At 36.1% G+C, this 20,276-nt stretch carries 17 protein-coding genes; 2 read left to right on the top strand and 15 right to left on the bottom strand.

Features of this window, described 5'->3' with window-relative positions; all coding sequences use genetic code 11:
- Positions 1-97: 97 nt before the first annotated feature.
- The 8 genes from BMY85_RS09555 to BMY85_RS09520 form a co-directional block, all read right to left on the bottom strand.
- Complete coding sequence (locus BMY85_RS09555; protein WP_092478049.1) at positions 98-2,428, bottom strand: DUF5702 domain-containing protein; 2,331 nt, start codon at positions 2,426-2,428, stop codon at positions 98-100.
- Positions 2,421-2,597 (bottom strand): Flp1 family type IVb pilin, encoded by a 177-nt coding sequence (locus tag BMY85_RS09550; protein WP_092478048.1) that lies wholly within the window; start codon positions 2,595-2,597, stop codon positions 2,421-2,423. Before BMY85_RS09550 ends, BMY85_RS09555 begins: the two co-directional genes overlap by 8 nt.
- Entirely contained in the window at positions 2,598-4,073 is a 1,476-nt protein-coding gene (locus BMY85_RS09545) for a hypothetical protein (protein WP_092478047.1), read from the bottom strand. It abuts the gene before it with no gap.
- Positions 4,074-4,087: 14 nt separating this feature from the next.
- Complete coding sequence (locus BMY85_RS09540; protein WP_177180729.1) at positions 4,088-4,786, bottom strand: type II secretion system F family protein; 699 nt, start codon at positions 4,784-4,786, stop codon at positions 4,088-4,090.
- Between the two features lie 35 nt (positions 4,787-4,821).
- Positions 4,822-6,036, bottom strand: a complete 1,215-nt coding sequence (locus BMY85_RS09535; protein WP_092478072.1) for a CpaF family protein — start codon at positions 6,034-6,036, stop codon at positions 4,822-4,824.
- Positions 6,023-6,928 (bottom strand): hypothetical protein, encoded by a 906-nt coding sequence (locus BMY85_RS09530; protein WP_092478045.1) that lies wholly within the window; start codon positions 6,926-6,928, stop codon positions 6,023-6,025. Before BMY85_RS09530 ends, BMY85_RS09535 begins: the two co-directional genes overlap by 14 nt.
- Positions 6,925-7,410, bottom strand: coding sequence for a prepilin peptidase (locus BMY85_RS16365; RefSeq protein ID WP_408643186.1), 486 nt, complete (start codon positions 7,408-7,410; stop codon positions 6,925-6,927). Before BMY85_RS16365 ends, BMY85_RS09530 begins: the two co-directional genes overlap by 4 nt.
- Positions 7,411-7,512: 102 nt before the next feature.
- Positions 7,513-7,782, bottom strand: a complete 270-nt coding sequence (locus BMY85_RS09520) for a pro-sigmaK processing inhibitor BofA family protein (RefSeq protein WP_092478043.1) — start codon at positions 7,780-7,782, stop codon at positions 7,513-7,515.
- A gap of 170 nt (positions 7,783-7,952) precedes the next feature.
- Between BMY85_RS09520 and BMY85_RS09515 the strand changes: the two genes are divergently transcribed.
- On the top strand, positions 7,953-8,192 hold the full coding sequence (locus BMY85_RS09515) for a YaaL family protein (protein ID WP_092478042.1): 240 nt from the start codon (positions 7,953-7,955) through the stop codon (positions 8,190-8,192).
- A gap of 174 nt (positions 8,193-8,366) precedes the next feature.
- Here BMY85_RS09515 and BMY85_RS09510 read toward each other — a convergent pair whose 3' ends face one another.
- The 7 genes from BMY85_RS09510 to BMY85_RS16180 all read right to left on the bottom strand — a co-directional run bounded on the left by BMY85_RS09510 (position 8,367) and on the right by BMY85_RS16180 (position 19,368).
- Complete coding sequence (locus tag BMY85_RS09510) at positions 8,367-8,840, bottom strand: flagellar export chaperone FliS (RefSeq protein ID WP_092478041.1); 474 nt, start codon at positions 8,838-8,840, stop codon at positions 8,367-8,369.
- 39 nt (positions 8,841-8,879) lie between these two features.
- Positions 8,880-10,343, bottom strand: a complete 1,464-nt coding sequence (locus BMY85_RS09505; RefSeq protein WP_092478040.1) for a flagellin N-terminal helical domain-containing protein — start codon at positions 10,341-10,343, stop codon at positions 8,880-8,882.
- Positions 10,344-10,347: 4 nt separating this feature from the next.
- Positions 10,348-13,323 carry a DUF6240 domain-containing protein gene (locus BMY85_RS09500; RefSeq protein WP_242939716.1) on the bottom strand — a complete coding sequence of 992 codons (2,976 nt, stop codon included), beginning with the start codon at positions 13,321-13,323 and terminating at the stop codon, positions 10,348-10,350.
- Between the two features lie 70 nt (positions 13,324-13,393).
- The gene (gene dtd, locus BMY85_RS09495) at positions 13,394-13,846 is read right to left on the bottom strand and encodes a D-aminoacyl-tRNA deacylase (protein WP_092478038.1); all 453 of its coding nucleotides are present in this window, start codon (positions 13,844-13,846) and stop codon (positions 13,394-13,396) included.
- 3 nt (positions 13,847-13,849) lie between these two features.
- Entirely contained in the window at positions 13,850-14,647 is a 798-nt protein-coding gene (locus tag BMY85_RS09490; RefSeq protein ID WP_177180728.1) for a GNAT family N-acetyltransferase, read from the bottom strand.
- 259 nt (positions 14,648-14,906) lie between these two features.
- Positions 14,907-17,153, bottom strand: a complete 2,247-nt coding sequence (gene glgB / locus BMY85_RS09485) for a 1,4-alpha-glucan branching protein GlgB (protein WP_092478036.1) — start codon at positions 17,151-17,153, stop codon at positions 14,907-14,909.
- Positions 17,154-17,175: 22 nt separating this feature from the next.
- Entirely contained in the window at positions 17,176-19,368 is a 2,193-nt protein-coding gene (locus BMY85_RS16180) for an alpha-amylase family glycosyl hydrolase (protein WP_092478035.1), read from the bottom strand.
- Between the two features lie 153 nt (positions 19,369-19,521).
- Between BMY85_RS16180 and BMY85_RS09475 the strand changes: the two genes are divergently transcribed.
- A complete protein-coding gene (locus BMY85_RS09475) occupies positions 19,522-20,274 on the top strand; it encodes a GNAT family N-acetyltransferase (protein ID WP_092478034.1) in 753 nt (250 codons plus the stop codon).
- Positions 20,275-20,276 lie beyond the last annotated feature (2 nt).

Genomic DNA, 20,276 nt, shown 5'->3' with positions numbered 1-20,276 from the left:
GCCTGTTTCTACAAAAGGGGGGATGATAGTGCGTTCTAATAGAGTACATATTATTTAATTTTTGTTGTGAAAGGGCATCCTGATTTACCCCTTTTCTTTAATAACTTTGCTGCATTTCTGTCTCGTAAGACCAGTTAAACTTATTCTTTTTTACCACTTCATTTGCAAACTGCAGAAACAGAAATTTATTAGAAATATCCGTTTTCATTGATAGCCAAAACTGCCCTATGCAATTTTCAAAACGAAATGCTTTGTCATATCTTAATACTATATTTTGATTTATTAATTCCATACAGCGATATATCTTATCAGTACCTTGATTCAAAAAAAGACGCATCTTCAAAAACAGACTGTAAGTCAATCCTTGTTTTACAGAGGACAATTTATTAGCCTTTTCCTGAATAAGATCACGACTTGCACAAAGCAAATCCTTATACTCTACTAAGAATTCAGAACCGCTCTTTATCAAATTAACACGCTTCTCCTTAAGCATGCCTGCCACATCAACAAGTGCTTCTTCTAGCGACCATGCTAGTAGTATCAACGTTTCGGTAACATGCATCAAAGGAGCAATTCCCGTCCCTCCCACCACTGCCATGGCTGTTTCTCTCGCCAAAGCTTTTTTCTTTTGGTCTGTCAGAATACTGATAAAGTTAGCAAATGTTCTGTCAACAGCAAGTTCCTCTATGATTTCGTACAAATTTTCTTTATCTGTGCCACGTCCACTTATAAGAAACTCCTGTTCGTATTGCAGTACTTTTTTCTCCTTCCTTTCTTCTTTGCTTAAAAAACATTTAAAATGCTCCTGTTCATAAGAAAGCATATAAAACATATCTGCTGCATCTTGTATTCCCTCTTTTACAGTTCTCCCCATTTGGTTATGTCTCTGAAAACATGTGACTAACTCATGTAAAAGCTCCCTTTTCTCTCTGATCTTGCTAAAACTAAAATCGCTCTTGTCCTGTACTCTGGATTGTGGCACCAGATCCATTTCCAATTCTCCCTCTGAAAGTTCAGTATTATCTGGTAACACAAGAGGTACTAATCCCTGGCTTAATAGCTCCTTCATCCTCTTCACTGGACTATCCGCTTTCCTTTCTGAAAACTCTCGGTACATAAATGTAAGTTTGCTCATATCATATCCCTTTAATAATAAACAGTTATTCTCCACCACTTTTAATTGCAGCTCTAGCGGTTTCTTCCAATCTGCTAATTCAGAAATGTTTACATTTGCTAATACAGAAAGATTATTCTGAAGCACTTTCTTAACTTCTACTAAGTCAAAACCATCCTGTGTAACTCCGTTCATAGTGTGAATATCTTCTTTCAATTCCCTTACTAATGACGATTCCATATTTCCCATTTCACTACTAAGCTTTTGTTCATACTTTCTAATCTGGCTTCTCATTCCCTTTTCTTCTCTTTCCACTTTTTCTGTTACTTCGAGTGCCTTATTTATATAATCCCTGGTCTCCTGTATAAGTTCTTCGAACAGCTTACGCTTATTGTCATAACTTAAGCTTTCCCTTTTCACATCCTGAGAAACCTGCTGGATTCTGCTCTCTCGTTCTTTTATTTTCTTCTCTTTTTCCTTTTTAGAAGTTTCCTCTATTTCTATTGTTGCATCTTCAAATTTTTCCTGTTCTTTTCTCAATCTCAACAGATTTTGTATACACTGTTTCATCTCCTTCTGTAACTGAATTACATCCACATACTTTTTTTGTAGCTTTGTCCACAATTCAATCTGGTTTATCCCCACACTGTGCATAGTTGGCTTCTCTATCACCATTTTCTTTACAAAGTCTTTTTTTACTGATACCTCTCCATCTTCATCTATTTTCACACCATCTATCAGCTCCATCAGCTTTAACAATGCCTCTGACTTCTGGCTAAGACATTCCTCACATTTCAGTTTTTCCTCTATTACCTCTTTACTTGTTCTTAACCTTTCCGTCTCATCTATTACTGCTTCTACTTCCCCCTGTTCTTTGCCTATCCCTTTATACTTCATATAACTTACAGCTTGTTTCTTAAAAAACTTTCCCTGATTATCCAATGCCATTTCCATTTCTTTTACTTTTATTGAATAACGGTCAGGTGCCGTAAATGCTCGTCTTGGGGATTTAAAACCCATCAATGATTTTTCTATTGGTTTCACCCCATAATCAATTGATTCTTTTGCCTTACTCAGAATATATTCCTCTTTATCCTGCTTTTCTGAGAATGCCAAGTAAAATATATGATAGTCATCATACAGCGGCCTATAATATTCAGCCATAATTGAATTTCCTGCTAAATCTAACAGCTGCTTTGTGTATAACTGAAATCCTTTATATCTGGCACATTCTAGCAAAATTCCAATAGCCCCTGCCAAAACTGCAAACAATGCAATAAGAAATATGGTTGCCGTCCCCTTATTATTAATCATCTATAATTGTAGAGGAATCTGATTTAATAGTGGAAAAAGCTTTCTTGACAATGGACGTTATTTCATTTTTAAACAAAAGTACTAGCGCAATAAGAATTACTAAAATCAAAATAATTTCAACCACTCCAATTCCATCTTCTTCTGCAAAAAATTCTTCTAAAAGTTTCATTTATAATCCTCCTTTTGAAAAACTAAGTAATGCTGGCACCATTACAATAGCCAAAACAATGACAAGCATCACGAGCATTGGAAATACAAGCTTAGTCCCAGCTTCCTCTCCAAGCCTTTTTGCCAGCTGTTTTCTCTCCTCCTGAGCTTCTTTTGCTTCTGCCTCTAACTGTAACAAAAATCCCTTTGTCCCCTTTTTTAAATTCTGAGCTATCATAGAAGAAAATCTCATATACGGACGCAGCTGCATTCGCTTCCCAAACCTTGAAAATGCCTCGCTTTCTGAAATCCCACTCTCTATTTCATTCCATGTGATTATCATCTCTTCGTAAACATATTGTGTCTGACTGCTTCCTGCCTTTTTTGACTCTATGTAATCTTGTATAATACGGTTCCATGCACCTCTAAATGTCATTCCAGCTCCCAAAAGCAATGTAATCTTATACACAATATTAGGATAGAGCAGCTCACTCTCCTTATCCCGTTTCTTTTTTATTCGCTTTACTCCTTCCTTCCAATATATTATCCCTGCTGCACAGCTTCCAACCCCAAGAAAAAACACTTTTACTGCATGTTTCTTTTTGGGAAGTACATACAAAATACTTGTATTTCCTATGCGGCTCGGAAGAGTATAAGACTCTTTTGTGCTATTCTTTTCATCCATTTCTGAGAGCATAGATGCCATCCCTTCTTTAACCTCCTCTTCCCATGTCCATTGATAAGGCATTACTCCTACAGGAATCTCTAGATATACTTCTCTTTTTTTGTATGTTAGTGCAGCTTGAATGGTGACGTAACATATTTCATTTATTTTTTTATTATTTAAAGTTCCATCCTCTTTGATTACATCTTGTCCATCTACAATCCAGCTAACACGAAATGGATTAGAAGGAATTTTTCTCACAAAATTTAAAGAAGTGCTAACTTCGCTTAAAGTTGCATTTTCTCCTCTCACACAATTGGTAACATAACTTTTTGCTTCCTCCTCATACTTTTTTAACTCCTCCTCCGAATACTTACGTGGTTCAACATCCCAGACAAATTCCTGTTCTAATCTTTTTTCCCCTTCCTTTAAAACCAAATGAACTTTATGACTATCTGAAACACTTCCTGCAGATGGCCTCTTTACTAAATACTGATTTGTTTGAGTTTGCTGATCAACTAAAGAAACCAAAATAGCAATTATACACAAACTAAAAACAGAAACAAATAGAACAGATAACTTACGACATAACTCCAGATAATAACGTCTAAAATAATCTTCTCCTGGATAGATGGACCGATATGTCTGAGCCACTTTTTTTGCATTATTACTAGAAAAAAACCTGAACTTATGTAGCCAAAATCCAACAGAAGGATAACAGAATATAAAAAGACTCTTTGAACCTTCTATGTCCATTAAATAAGAATTCCGATACTTTTTACCTTTTGCATACAAAAATAACAATACCCCAATTAAGGCAACATAGAACCACATAACTCCTTCTCCTCTTATACTTTTATATCTATAATTTTTCTTAATAACAGAAGCGAAAGCACATATCCAGTAAGTGCAATGCTCATAATCCCTCTTCCTGCCACACCCTCATACAGTGGTCTTAAAAAACCAGGCATACAGAGCTTTAGATACAAAATAATCCCTAAAGGAATAACAGTCATAATATTTCCCTCAAACCTTTTTGCCGCTATAAGGGTTTGAATCTCTCTCTGCACTTCTATTTTCTCCCCTATGCTATTGCTCGTTGTCTTCATTATCTTAATCAAATCTCCCCCTGTTCTTTTTGCTGTCATAACAATTTCTGCAAAGTCTTTAATATCCTCAATCCCTGCCTGCATCCCAAACTTCATTAATAATTCCTCTACATTTCTATTTAACCTTATTTGCTGTTCAATCTTTTGAAACTCCTTTATAATTCCAGAATTTTCATCATATAATAACCTTAAATCTATAACAGCTTCATGAAACGCATTTTCAATAGAATACCCTGCTGCCAATGCATTTGACAAACTAACAACTCCATCCTTAAACTGCAAAGTAAGCTGCCATTTTTTCTTCTTTATTCTCTCCTTAATCAACAGATAGACAATCGGAAATGCCCCCACACTAAACAAGCCTGCTATAATCAGATTCTCATAAAACAGATAAGCAACACCCCAGCAAATAAATAGAGCAATACACCAGTCCAGCAACTTGCTATTCTTTGCGATTACACCATACCTCTCTCTTATAACACCACCCCTGCTAACTTTAGTTTTTCTGTATGAACAAAGACATTTTCTGTTCTCTGCAAATTTCCCTGTACTTGTCCTTCTAAAGATGTACTAGTTTCTTTAAAAATATAGAGAGGATTCAATATAATTTCTCCATCCACACAATCCAGCACTTCCGATATTTCTAGCACCTTTCTTGTCTTATCCCGAAGCCTTCCAAGATGAATAATAATATCCAGTGCTGAAGCAATTTGGCGGCGTACCGAAAGTAATGGCAAATCAATTCCCATAAGAACCAGAGTTTCTAACCTATACATCATGTCTTTTGCACTATTGGCATGTCCAGTAGAAAGAGAACCATCGTGGCCTGTATTCATAGCACTTAATAAATCTACTGCCGCCGCATCCCTTACCTCTCCCAAAATGATTCTGTCTGGCCTCATTCTAAGAGCCGACTTTATTAAATCCCTAATGGTAATTTCATTATCCCCTTCCACATTGGCATTTCTCGCTTCTAAATTAACCAGATTAGCAACCTCACGTATCTGTAGTTCTGCCGAATCCTCAATAGTAATAACCCTCTCATCCTTTGGTATAAAGTCTGATAATGCATTCAGAAATGTCGTCTTGCCTGAACCTGTCCCACCACTGATAAAAATATTATACTTTGCCGTTACTAATCCCCTAAGAAATTCCAATACTTCTTTATTAATACTCCCTATCTCCAAAAGCCTCTCCATCGTTATTGGACTACTTGGAAACTTTCTTATAGTAAGTACAGGCCCATTTCTTGCTACAGGCTGCAGAACAACATTTACCCTGGAACCATCAGCTAATCTGGAATCTACAATAGGATTAGATTCATTTACAACACGATTGCTGCTAGATACTATTTTCTGTATCACATCTTCTAGCTTAGTTCTGGATTCAAACTGAACGTCTGCCTTTACCACATGGCCTCCTCTCTCAATAAAGACATGCTCTGGTCCATTCACCATAATTTCTGTTATAGTCTGATCTTCAACTAACTCTTGTAAAATATCTAATCTCCTTAAACTGTCGAACACCCTCTTCTTCAGCATATTCCAGTGTTCCATAGGAATATAATGCTGTTTTAAATACTGCTTTATTTCTTTATCAATGCACTCTGATACGATACAGTCTTGAACATCTTCTACATAGTTAAGTTTACTAAGCACCTGTTTCCTTATGCTATTAGCTGTCACTATCCTTCCCACCTCTTAACATACTCAAAATTTCCTGCGGGTGACTCACTTCTCTAAGTTTATCAAGCAGAGCTTCTCTCCCTTGAAAACGAATCAGTTCCTTTACATGCTCTATTTTATCTAATCTTTCTCCTCTATATATTTTAGGAAGAAGCCACCTGTCGCAGCCCTCAAGCAGCTTAACTATAGCAGCATTAAAAAACCCTATGTCAAATATGTAATATGCTTCTTCATTTCTCATATGTATCTGCTCCAAAAAAAACTCTATATCCTCTGGTGCCATAGTCCACAATTCTGTGTTGTAGACAGAAGATGCCATCCTAAATACCCCCTCTTCTTCTGAAAAATAATTCTTCCATGCATCTTCCGTAATATGTATTTTTTCATGCAGATCATAATAAAAATCTGCCCTTCTCTCTCCCATTATTTCCGGTACTAAACCAAAATCAAAGTAATACACTTTGCCTCCTTTCATTTTTATTTCTCTTGCTAATTCTTTAGCAAGTAAAGTCTTTCCACTTCCACCTACTGGAGAATAAACGCCAATAATCTCCCCTCTCAAGAATCCATTACAAGGCATATCTGGTAAAGTCTCTAATGCCTTTAACACATTCTTAAGGATTATATCTGCTGACTGGTATCTGTTTATATAGGCAGCATTTGTCTCATGTTCAGATAAATATAACACTTTCTTCACTTTCTCACCTAATTTGAGGTCTTGTAAAGATTCGTCCAAAAGAAGCAATGCAATATCTCTATCTATCTCTTCTAAACTTTTACAATTTGTAATTAGCATTGCTTCAAACAAGGCTTCCCCTTTCTTCATAAAATAAGACAATAGTCTATTCCCATATTCCAAATCCAAATCATAAATCACCAATAACTTTTTTTTCAACTTGCACCCCCAGCTAAAAAAGATAAATATGCCAGTAATATTGGTACACAGAAAGGAATTGTGTCCCTCTTATTTAGTCCATCCCTATAAGATAACCTTTTCCTTTTTGTTAAACATTTGAAACAAAACTGAAGAAAATACAGAAAACGCTCTTTTATATTTCCATAAAGAACAATCTTTAGAAATGACCAGACAGCCCCATATAATAAGGCTATTAGAAAAATCTTCAAACAAACGCTCCAATTGTAAAAACCACCGATTACCGACAACACTTTAATGTCACCAGCCCCTATCATTTTAAAAGCAAACAATAAAAACAGAATCAGAACCGGCACACTAACCCCTGTTACCCAAACAACACTATTTTTTCGATACATACATTGGTATATCATGCTGATATAATAGCCAAGAACTATTAATTCATTAGAAATTTTAGAACAGCACATATCTTGCCATGCTGCAATAATCAGAAACGTAAAAATAAATATGTAAATAAAGAAATCCTCCCACTAAACTATAATGTTAAGACAAATAGGATACTTATACTTATACACGAAAAATTTACCTTTGTCAACAGTTTTTTTCTATTTTATTGAACTTAATGTTTCTATCGAAACGATAAGCAAAAATCCTGGCACCCCTAATAAACCTACTGTTGCAAGTGTTGTTGTATTTATCCCTACATGACATGGAAGCAAAGCCTGACTGCACACAATACTCGTAAGGTAAAGAACTACTCCGCCTATACACAAACGTGTGGCAAAGTTCAAGAACCATTCCATTTTTTTTGCTAAAAGAGAAATTATCAGAATTACTGCTGATAAAATTGGAATAAGAAAAATATAGTAATTCATAACCCAGTCTCCTAGGACATCTTTTTCTTAACTATATGATAATTCTTTCAATTATATTCTAAATTGTAAAAATTATGGAATATTTTTACCAAATCATGACTATACTATATATATAATATTTTGTACCAATTTAAAAGTCTTGAGAACTATGTTCTAGAAAGAAGGGAACAATGAGATTAAGAAAGAACCGAATCCCAAAAGAGTGGGAAATGCTTCACCATCAGATACAACGGACTCAGTTAGCTTTAGAGACAGCTTATTCCAACTTCGATAACGCAGTAGACCCTGAACTGATTGACAGCTTTATCTATGAAGTAAACGCAGTCCAGCAACGCTATCAGTACTTAATTCAGCAAATAAAAGAATTAGATTCTCAATTAGAGTGCAACAATCCAGCATCAGCCTTATAATGGCTGATGCTGGTCTTTTTATTGCTTTATAATTGCCTGATTTCTTCCTTGCTTTACTTCCATGATTTGCAACGTTATTTTCAAGTATTCCTATATAATTTAAAGGAACATAGAAATTCGTGGCCAAAATAAAAAACGGACTATACCACATGATACAATCCGTTTTTTATTCCTTTAAGCACGAAAACCTCTATTTTTACTATCTGCCATAACTGACATCTCATTAATATCTTCTTTTCCGTACGTAAGTCCCGCATAAACTTTTTGTGTATTTTGCATTAGCGGTGCTGACTTATCCTGTTCGCTTACCTGTTTAAAACTTGATAAAAGACTTTCTAGCATACCCTGAATTCTCGAAAGCATTTCACAAGTATTTTTCTGCTTTGCTTCTATTAACTGTTTATTAATAAAAATGTATAACGATAATAAATTACTGGAAATCTCATAGTTAAAATCAAGACTTACCATAAGCTCTTTTAAAAAAGACTGTGCTTTTTCTAAACTATTCACAAATTCTTTTCTGTTTTCATAATATTTTTTTGCATTTTCAACATGTTCAATAATGATTTCATAAGTTATGACCACAAGTTCGGTTCTATTTGCCTGTGTAATCCGCTTACTATATGCCTGTATACTATCTTTCTCCATATCTTCACTACCTTATACCCTACTTTTTTTACTTCAACATTAACTTTGTAATAAGGACAGTACTGTCTGAGGCTGTTCGTTGGCTTGTGCTAACATAGAAGTAGAGGCCTGTACTAATACCTGTAACTGCGTATACTTCGTCATCTCTTCTGCCATATCTACATCCTCAATTCTGGAAAGTGCCTCATCTAAGTTAAGAGAAGCTATATCTACATTTGCAATGGAACTTTCTAAGCGATTCTGATACGCACCTAATTTTGCACGCACTTCAGAAACAAGGTTTACAGCATCATCTACCTTAGTAATTGCATGCTGTGCCCCAGCCTCCGATAAAACATTTATATTTTCTACACCTAATGCCTTTGTTGACATTTCTGGTATGGTAACACCAACTGTCTGATGTTCATTCGCACCAATCTGCAGCACCATTGGCCCCGCATCAAAAACACTAATAACTGCTTCTTGATTTGTTGGATCTGTAAGTGCTGTATTTCCATCCTTAATTGCTTTTAACTGTTTTGCAGCTGGCTCTAAATCAATTTTCATTTCAAATCCATTATAATCTGTTATTATTGCATTATGATTTGTATATGTAATTGTTGCAGTATTTTTAAATCCATCCACTTTTTGTAAAACAGGATCTTTTCCTTTTTCTTCAACATCATTATCCATGCCAAGAGCCGTTGCCAAAGCACTATTGGAAATATTGATTTCCAGCTTTTGTTCAGAACCGTACTCTAAGCTTACAAAACGATATGCTGTTCCAACTGCTGTCAAATCAGCATCCTTTACCTTTGTTTCCATAGCTACATCTACACGAGAACACAAGTCCCTCACTTTTTCAATTACTTCTGCACGAGTTTCCCCTTCATAGATCGTAACGGATTCGTTGTTAATTGTGATAACTCCCTCTTCTCCAGCAGAAACTCTTCCATCTGTTCCTCCAAATGCAGAAGATGCCCCTCCTTCATATCTGGCCTGTTCTGGAACAGCTGCAAGTTTTACTTTATAGGAACCACTTCCTACTGTTTCATTTGCAGAAAATACCTGAATGAGTGGATTAGACGAATGGGATTTTCTATCTAAACTTCCATCTAATAATGCCTTTGTATTAAATTCTGTATCTGTAGAAATTCTATCTACTTCCTGTTTTAACTGGTTAATTTCATCTTGAATCGCATGTCTGTCATCTTCTGTTAATGTTCCATTTGCAGCCTGAACAGACAATTCCCTCATTCTCTGCAACATATTGTGAACTTCCGTCAACGCACCTTCTGCTGTCTGAATAACAGAAATACCATCGGATGCATTTCTTGATGCCTGATTAAGTCCCGCTATTTGGGTCTTCATTTTTCTTGCAATTGCCATTCCAGCAGAATCATCTGCTGCACGATTGATTTTGTATCCTGAGGATAATTTCTCAAGGCTTTTATTCATTCTTCCTGTATTGGTTTTTAACTGGCTATTGGTTCTTAAAGCCGGCATATTATGATTAATAAACATATAATCAACCTTCCCTTCTTTCAACCATTGATAATGTTCCAATAAAGACTTTTGCTATCTGTAACAGCTGCTTTGTACTTACTTTCTCCTTAACTTCATCTTGCAAATCTGCAAACTTCTGGTTAGAAGACATACTGTAGTCTACTTGTCTGACTTGGAATCCTAATGCTTCAAATCCTTTTGTCATAGCATCTTTCTCGGATCTCATCAATTCTAATCCAGGCTGGCTGTCAGCTGTTATAAATCCTTTTATTTCACCATCTCTAACTGTCCATTTTGCCTGAACTTTTCCAAGCGTAGATGATCCATAGGAGACCTGAACTTTTCCTCCTGTCACATCTTTATGTTGAATTGTAACATTTACATTAGATACCTGTTCTCCAATTACCATCGGAATATTATATCTTTCCTGTTTTGCAAGAGAACCTGTTAATTGCAAACTGCTTCCTACTAATTTCAAAAGTGACACATCTACATAAGTATTGGTATCTTTTTGTTTTTCTTTCTGTACCTGCTCCTGAACCTTCTGTGTAAATCGTTCAAATGCTTTATCAAAAGAATCTGAATCCATAACATTTACAAGTTCCTCTGCATCCTTGGCAAATTCCTCTTTCTCTACATCACTTATTTTTTTAAAGACAGGATTCCAGTTTTCATTATTTAAGACCTGTTCCGCTGCTCTAATCATTTCGAAAGTAACTTCCTGATGACTGTTTTCCAGCAGTTCTACACAAGCTTCTGGATTTTCCATTTCTGAAAATAATTTATCTAATTTTTCTTTCTGATAAGATAAATTTTTGCTATTGGCATCCTTATTCACTGTCTCACTAAGCTTTTCTAAGGAAATGCTTCCGTCCTTTAACTGTTCTGGATTTACCTTATCCAAAATATCTCCGCTAAGGCTTCTGTAATAGCGAATCTGCTCCTCTATTGTTTCCCCTTTTTGTTCTAACGCTTCTAAAGTTCCAAAGGATTCATCTAAAGTTATATCCAAATTACCAGCTTTCTTTGTTTTTACAGCTGTCATAAGATTATCTAAGGTAAGTTCTTTTCCAGCCTTTATTACAGATCCAATTGCAGCTCCATCTGATTTTTCAATCTGGTTAAGCATTCGGTACATTCCAATATAAGCTTTACGTTCTTCTGGTGTAATAGAGTCTGATTTATCTAATTTCCATAAAAACTCACTGTATTTATCATCTTCTGATACTCCGATTGATTTCTGAATGTCTTCAATGATCTTGTTTATCTCTTCAATTGGTTTCTCTAATGGATTTACTCCTGACTGGATCATTTCCATTGTAACCGCAGGCTTTAACCCATCCATTAAAGCTCTTACCTGCTTATCGTAGAACTTCATTTCATGAATGGACTGCTCTGTAATTGCAATATTGTTATAGCCTAATATCTTTACTGCTTTTACATTTGCCTCTGTTGGCTCAAGTCCCATGTCTTCTAAGATATCTGAAATATTCTGAAACGCTTTTTTTATAGAATCCCCTAAGTCCTTGCGTACTTCGGTTCCCATGGTATCATATGCTTCTCCAGCCTTTTCAAGCTGATTCTTTAACTGATTTCCTGACTCGACTAATGAATCTAAGGTTTCTTCTCTTCGAGTTGCAAATGTCTTTCCTAGAAGTATATCTGGCATAGCAGCCAGGGCATTGACTTTTTCTGTTGTCTGCTTTAACAGTTCTGTCTGTTCAGGGGTTGCATCTATCCCTGCATCTGTTAATAATCCCTGATAGTAAGAATTTTCAATTTCTTTTAGCCCTTCAATAATATCCGAAATATGTTCCATATCTATCTGGACTCCCATTTCTTTTAACTGCTGGCTAACTTCCATTGTCATCTTCAAACGGATTTCTTCTAACTCTCTGTGGAATGTAACATCCTTAATTACGAAATCCTTGTCAGTCAGCTGTTTTTCTAAATCTTTTAAAAAAACAGCTAAATCAGCCTTAGTCTTAGCTGACCCATATGATTTTAAACTGGCATGTTCTGGCTCTACTCCAGTTTCATACTGTTTGACAATTTCTTCTGCAATATTATCTACATCCACTTCTTTTTTTATCTCTTGAAGTTCTAATAAACCTTCTATGGTTTCCTCTGTAATAGGCAAGTCATTTGCAAACAGCCACCTGCCGTTTTCCATCATATCTTCATCAGCTTCATATCCTGCTGCTTCAATAACCTGTGCTACCTGTCCTTCAATGGCTTTCCAGCCCTCCATATTTAATGAGGATACACTGTTTTCAGAAACATCATAAGCTACATTAATTGCTTCATATGCTTGAATATTCTGGTTTCCTGATCCCATGCCTGTCTTTCCACCAGCATACTCTGCCTGATAACAGTTAAAGATCGTAGGCTCTAACTGATTGGATACCATATAAGACATAGCCTTATCGGAAAGCTCTCGTATTGCTCCTGCCATCTCAACTGCCTGTGAGATTTTTAAAATATTTTCTTCTGTGACTGGAAGATTCGCATTTTCAAGAGCCTCTGCTACCTGGCTGCTTCCTGTACCATGGATTGCTGAATGGATTGCTGCTCTCTCCAGATCCTCAGCCTGCTGCTCACGCTTTTCTACGCTGCTTTCAATTGCTTCTCTCTTTAACTGTTTCTGCTTTTTCATACGGGTTAAGGTTCTGTCTAAACGTTCCATGTTATATTTCTCTAAAGACATGCCTTCCTCTTCTATATCGTTAGCATCTTCTTGTGTCATTCTATTCTTAATGTCTTCAAAACACTCTATCGCTTCCTTATTTTTTACTTCCTGCTTGCCAGATGCCTTTCCCTCTGCCAAAGAAGTTTTTCCATAAGTGTTGCATGAGCTAGCAAGAGCATTCTGAATACTGCTTTGTCCCACTGTTATGTGTGAGCTTTTTTTGGTTTCAAGCACATCACTTGGTCTGTTGGAAACTTTATTTGATTTTTCCGAACTCTGGTTTAATAAACCCACTTGATTAATATTCATAAACTTCACACTTTCCTCTTTGATTACTTACTGTGTATTTCGACTGTTTAAGAGGAAAACTTAACTGAAATTAATGGCAAATTTCAGCACTATCAAGCAAAATAGTAAATGGCCCGTCATTTAACAGAGATACTTTCATGTCTGCTCCAAACTCACCAGATTCCACCTTTCCAAATTCTTTTTTAACCAAATCTAAAAAATATTCATAAAGTTCATTGGCTACATCTGGCTTGGCTGCGTTAATAAAACTTGGGCGATTCCCTTTTTTGCAGTCTGCATATAGGGTAAACTGAGAAATTACCAGCACTTCACCTTCTACATCCTTTATACTAAGATTAGACTTTCCATTTTCATCAGGAAAAATACGAAGTTTCTTCATCTTATCCAATAGCTTATCTGCCAATTCTTTTGTATCTCCTTCTGCCACACCAAGGAAAATCAAGTATCCCTTTCCAATCTGTCCAATTACTTTGCCTTCTACTTCAACTTTTGCTTCTGTCACTCGTTGTAAAAAAACTCTCATCTATTATTCTCCTAGTTTCATTTGATATAGTTTTCTATTAGAATACACTGGATACTCCCTGTCAAACTCATACCCTAGCTTTTCTGCCAGTTTTACAGAAATCAGATTTGCGGCATCCCAGTTTGGATACAGTCCACGTTCCGTACATTCTAAGATAAACTTTGCTCCTAATACAGTGGCTAAGCCTTTTTTTCTGTATGCTTTTTTTGTGTCAATTTCTATCTCAAGCCCCTTGTCATAAAAGGCATAACTTGATATTCCTGCTACTGGCTTGCCATCCCTCAGCACCAGAAAACCTAATGCATGTTCTGCAAACTCTTTTCCTGTCAGTCCATCTGTACAAAGATCTTTTCCCCAAGGGTCCTTTTTCAGCTCTTCAAACCATTTTTCATCAATCGCTGTCAGTTCATAGTCCTTACTCAGTCCTCTTACATATTCCTGTAACCGTCTCCTGTCAAATGGCTCTGTCCGTTTCTTCAATCGGTAACGACAAGACTCATAAAATGTCCCACTCTCCTTAAAAAAGTTTAGCCATTTTGGTGATTCAGGAACCATTATGCTCCATGTTTTATCACATTCTGAAAACATATTATTAAGCTGTTTTTCTATCTCTCCATCTGGCAGTTCTCCAAAATAGAAACTAAAATCTCCATATACCATAACCAGACTCTCTGGTTTCTCTACGGAATCCACAAATGCCCCTCCTCCTAATCCCTGTATTACAGTAAAACAAGTGGAATCATGAAGGACTGATTCATACTCCTTTATTCTATCTAACTGTTCTTTTTTTAAACGGATCATATTTCTTACCTCCATTTTTCATAACCTTCTATCACGCAAAAAAAGAATGACTCCATACTACACTCTACAAGTAGTGTACGAAATAGAATCATTCTTTTCCGAAAGTTTTTGCTCTCTCAATCCCCATTAAAACGAACAAAATACTTTAACTCGAGCAATTATAGTATACTACTTTTTGTACATTATGTCAATATATTATGAAAAAATGAACTTATTTTTGTGAATTATTTTGTTATCTAAATTAATTTATAAATGTATACTACTTTTTTTGATCCCGTTTCTTTTTCTTACGTGTACTAAACTTAAACATCATAACCGACAGTGGCGGCAATGTCAATTCAATGGAAAACGGCTTGCCCTGACAAGGTATTTTTTTGGACTTTATCGGATTTCTATTTATTTTACCGCATCCACCAAACTCAATGGCATCTGAATTTATAATTTCTTTATAACTTGTTAATGCTGGTACCCCTACTAGATACTTTTCCCGAATAATTGGTGTAAAACTACATACCACAAGAATCTGATCTTGTGTATTTTTCCCTTTTCGGATAAAGGAAATTACACTATTTTCACAGTCAGAGCCGTCTACCCATTCAAATCCATTTTCATGATAATCATTACTATAAAAAGCCGGATACATCTGATAGACTTCATTTAATTTTTTCACATAAGCCTGCAGTTTCCTGTTTTTTTCATTTTGTAATTCAAACCAGTCCAGTTCCCGTTTTTCACTCCATTCCCTTGACTGGGCAATTTCCTGTCCCATAAATAAAAGTTTCTTTCCAGGATGTGCATACATAAGACCATAAGCAGCTCGAAGATTAGCAAACTTTTCTTCTATGGTTCCTGGCATTTTATTAATCATGGAACCTTTTCCATGCACTACCTCATCATGAGACAATACCTCAATAAAGTTTTCACTTCCTGCATATGCAAAGCTAAACGTCAGCATATTCTGATTAAATTTTCTAAAGTAAGGATCTAATTTCATATATTCTAAAAAATCATTCATCCAGCCCATGTTCCATTTAAATAGAAAACCTAACCCATCCATTCCAACTGGTGCAGTAACTCCTGCCCATGCAGTAGATTCTTCTGCTATTATAAGAGCACTTGGATGTCTTTCTTCTATTACACGATTTAAGTGCTGCATAAATTGAATCGCTTCCGTATTTTCATTTCCACCCTTTTCATTTGGAAGCCACTCACCATCACTTTTTCCATAATCTAAGTAAAGCATAGATGCAACTGCATCTACCCGAAGTCCATCTATATGAAATTCCTTAATCCAGAAAATTGCATTTCCAATTAAAAAGTTTTCCACTTCTTTCTTTCCATAATTAAAAATGTAGGTTCCCCAGTGTGGATGTTCTCCTCTTCTTTTATCTGGATGTTCATATAATGGCTCTCCATCAAATCTCCCTAACCCATGTGCATCTTTGGGAAAATGTGCTGGTACCCAGTCAAGAATTACTCCTATTCCTCTCTGATGCATATAGTCCACAAAATACATAAAATCTTGTGGTGTCCCATATCTTGAAGTTGGCGCATAATACCCAACTACCTGATATCCCCATGAACCGTCAAATGGATGTTCTGCAATTCCCATAAGTTCTACATGGGTATATTTCATTTCTAATAAATAATCACCTAGTTCCTCTGCTAACTCCCTATATGTATAAAAACCGTCTTCTGTGCCATCTTGATGTTTCTTCCAAGAACCAGGATGCACTTCATAAATGGTTATAGGCGAATCCATTCTGTCCCTGCGTTTTAATTTTGCCTTTCTTTCCTCCCATTGCTTATCCCGCCAGTTATAGTTTTCCAAATCAGTCACTTTAGAAGCATTATCTGGTCTTACTTCTGCATAGTTTCCATATGGATCACTCTTAAACAGTTCTTTTCCATCTCTTGTCCGTATAAAATATTTATAAACAGCATCTTCTCCCACTCCTGGAATAAATAATTCATAAATTCCTGACACTCCAAGGATACGCATTGGATGAAGACGGCTGTCCCACATATTAAAATTCCCTACTACACTTACCGCTCTTGCATTTGGAGCCCACACTGCAAAATATGTGCCAGAAACTCCATCTATAATCATTGGGTGTGCTCCTAATTTCTTATAGATTTCATAATGATTGCCTTCTCCAAATAAGTATCGATCCATTTCTCCAATTACTGGTTCAAAATTATATGGATCATTTGTATATACAACATCATCTTCTCCATAGCGAACTGCTAATGTATAGGTATCAAACTCTAACTTATCAAAATACCTTCCAAATACTCCATTATCATCAATTCTCTGAAGTTCTTCGCGAAAACCTGACTCTTCATGTATCACCTCCACAGACCATGCCTGTGGACGATACACAATAATTCCTTTGCCTCCTTCTATCTGGTGCATTCCTAAAAGCTTATGCGGACAATTGTTTACTCCTTCAATTAACTCTTTATATTGCACCTCATTGATCCAATTTCTTAGAACCTCCTGCATTTATTTACCTCCCTGACTTTCATTAGCCTCTCACATAAAATACTCTTCCGCTGTTTTTTTCTAACATAACTCGAATTGTTCCATTTTCAACCCGCACTTTTTCCCCTGTAAAAATATCCTGTGCTTCTGATGCCTGCATATGAACTGGAACATAGCTTTCCGCTGCCTGTTCGTCATTATTAACTACTGTAATTATAGCTTCTCTATCTAACATTCTTCCAAATGCAAACTGACGGTTTGTCAACATCAATTCTTCATAACGTCCTTTTGCCAGTACTTCACTTTCCTGTCTTAACTCTCCCAGCTTTGCAATTTCTGATATTAACCTGTCCCCTTTATGCTGCTGCTCAAGCTGTTGTAAATCAAGCTCTGGCCTTAACCCATCATCACTGCCATTTACCTTTACACCTTCTACTGCAAACTCTGAACCATAGTAGATGGATGGCACTCCTGGAAGTGTATATAAAAGATAATAGATTGGTACAAGATTGTCTTTATTGTTCACTTTAGATGCAATCCTGTCAACATCATGGTTGTCTAAGAAATTGTATAATTTTAACAAATTTCCATTTACCTGATTATAGACATATTTCACATTATGTGCAATTTCAAAATAATTATGGTCGTTATGTCCTGAGAATAGTGCCTTGTGTAATTGATAGTTCGTAACAGAATGAAGCATATCATCATTTACCCATCTGCCGTAGTCTCCATGTATAACCTCTCCCATAAGCCAAAACTGATCCTTTACTTCTCTTGCAACAGCTCTAAGTGTTTTCATAAATTCAAAATCCAGCACATCTGCTGCATCCAGACGAATTCCATCAATATCAAACTCTTCTACCCAAAAACGAATCACATTACAGATGTAATCTATTACGGCTGGATTTCTTTGATTCAGTTTTACAAGCAGGTTATAACCTCCCCAGTTCTCATAGGAAAAACCGTCATTGTATTCATTGTTTCCGCCAAAATTTACATTACAATACCAGTCCCGGTACTGGGAACCCTCTCTCTTTTCTTTTATATCCTTAAATGCAAAGAACTCTCTTCCTGTGTGATTAAATACGCCATCTAATACAACCCTGATTCCCTGTCTATGGCATTCATCCACAAAGTTCCTTAATGTTTCATTGGTTCCAAGTCTTCGGTCTACTGTTTTATAATCCGTTGTTTCATAGCCATGTCCAACAGATTCAAACACTGGTCCTAAATAAATGCCATTGCAGCCAATCTCTTTAATATGGCTAATCCAAGGCAGGAGTTTATTTAGACGTTCTGTCACTTCCTGTCCTTCATTTAATTTTGGTGCTCCACATAACCCTAATGGATAAATATGATAGAATGATGCATTTTCATACCATGCAAAATTAGGATTTCCCTTTTTCACTACCGGTATTGGAACTCTCTTTCCGTTTACATCCACGGAAGAAGCTGGTGTTTCACAAACAGCAGGATCCTGTACGGCTTCTTTTGATAACTCTGCCTTAAATACCTGTACATTTTCCATTGCATTCTTAGGACTTCTCTCAATAAATGTGTATCCCTGCACAATATATCTGGCATGATCAAATGCAATGCCATTTGATTCCTTTACTGAATATTCTGATATCTGAAGAGGTGTACCTAGCTGTATCTTTTCAACTACAAGTGCTGTCAGTTCCCGTTCTCCTTGTGTTGTCATTGTCAGCCTGTATTCTACCTCCTTCACTGCTCCTTTTTCTGTCTCTGACACTTTAGCCACTTCTACGTTCCACCACTTTGCGTCTTTTGCATCGTCTGCTGCCACTGGTTTTTGTGTCCCATCTTCAACAAGACCAACATATGCAGTTGTAACGACGCGATCTCTTGGGTCTCTCTCTACTTCTCCGTATGTATACATCTGCGTAAGAGGAATATCCGTCAAACCAGTCTCCTCTTTTAATTCACGCTTTGCGGTTTCCACTAAGTCTTCCCTTACTTTGGCAAATCCACCAGGAATTGCCCAAAAACCAATACTTGGATGATTCTTTCTTTTTACCATTAGCAATTTTATTTCATTTAGTAAGTCTTTTTGTCCACTCTGATATGCAAATACTAATACATCTGCTGTTACACTTGGTTTTTCATACTTATTGGCATTATAACCTTCCAGAAACTGTTCCAGTGCCTGTCCTTGTTCATTTACTTCGCCTGTTCCGCGAAACCCTTCTAAATTAGATAAAAATGATGGCATACCCAATTTTCCTTTCTTATCATATTGTTTTCTCTTTTTTAACCTATCTTCCAAAATATTATATCATAAATTTCATTGCAAATGTGAAAGATATAAAATATAATCTTATGTACAATTTATATAAGAAATTTATATAGAAAGAAGGCTTCTACCATGAATGACTACATAAAAAAGATTGACGAGTTATCTTTCAATGCATGGCCATCACACAAAACCGAACTTTATGATGGCTGGATTTTACGTTATTCAAGCAACTATACACATAGAACTAACTGTGTAAATCTTATTGGACAATCCAGCTTGCCACTTTCCCAAAAAGTAGCCTTTTGTGAAAATGAATACAAAATGGAAAAAACGCCTTGTATTTTCAAAATAAGTCCATTAATTGATAAAGAAGTAGATAAATACTTAGAAAGTCAAGGCTACTGTATTGAACATATAACCGATAACATGACTCTTTCTTTTCAGAATTTCATATCATTTCCTAATGATATTGATGTTATATTAGAAAATGAGCTTACAGATGAATGGATCAATAATCTGCTTCACTTAAATGGCACGACGGATCCTAACTTAAAAAAAATTGTTCCTTATATGTACCATTCAATTCCCAAACCAACTGTTTCCGCTTCCATTTATCAAGGCGGAGTCATGGTTGCTTCTGGTCTTGGCATTCTGGATAGAGAACACATTGGCATATATGCTATTTATGTGCATCAAGATTATCGAAGAAGACATTATGCCCATGCAATTTGTGATGCCTTGATTCATGCCGGCATGCAAAGAGGAGCTGTTCATGCTTACCTGCAGGTTGTAAAAGACAATACCCCAGCCCGTACTCTATATGAAAGCCTAGGTTTCAAATATTTGTATACCTATTGGTTTCGTACTAAGTATATGTTATAATG

The organism is [Clostridium] polysaccharolyticum (genome assembly GCF_900111595.1).
Classification (GTDB): Bacteria; Bacillota; Clostridia; order Lachnospirales; family Lachnospiraceae; genus Clostridium_AI; species Clostridium_AI polysaccharolyticum.
The sequence above is the reverse complement of the archived record's forward strand: the minus strand, read 5'-3'. Positions and strand labels throughout refer to the sequence as shown.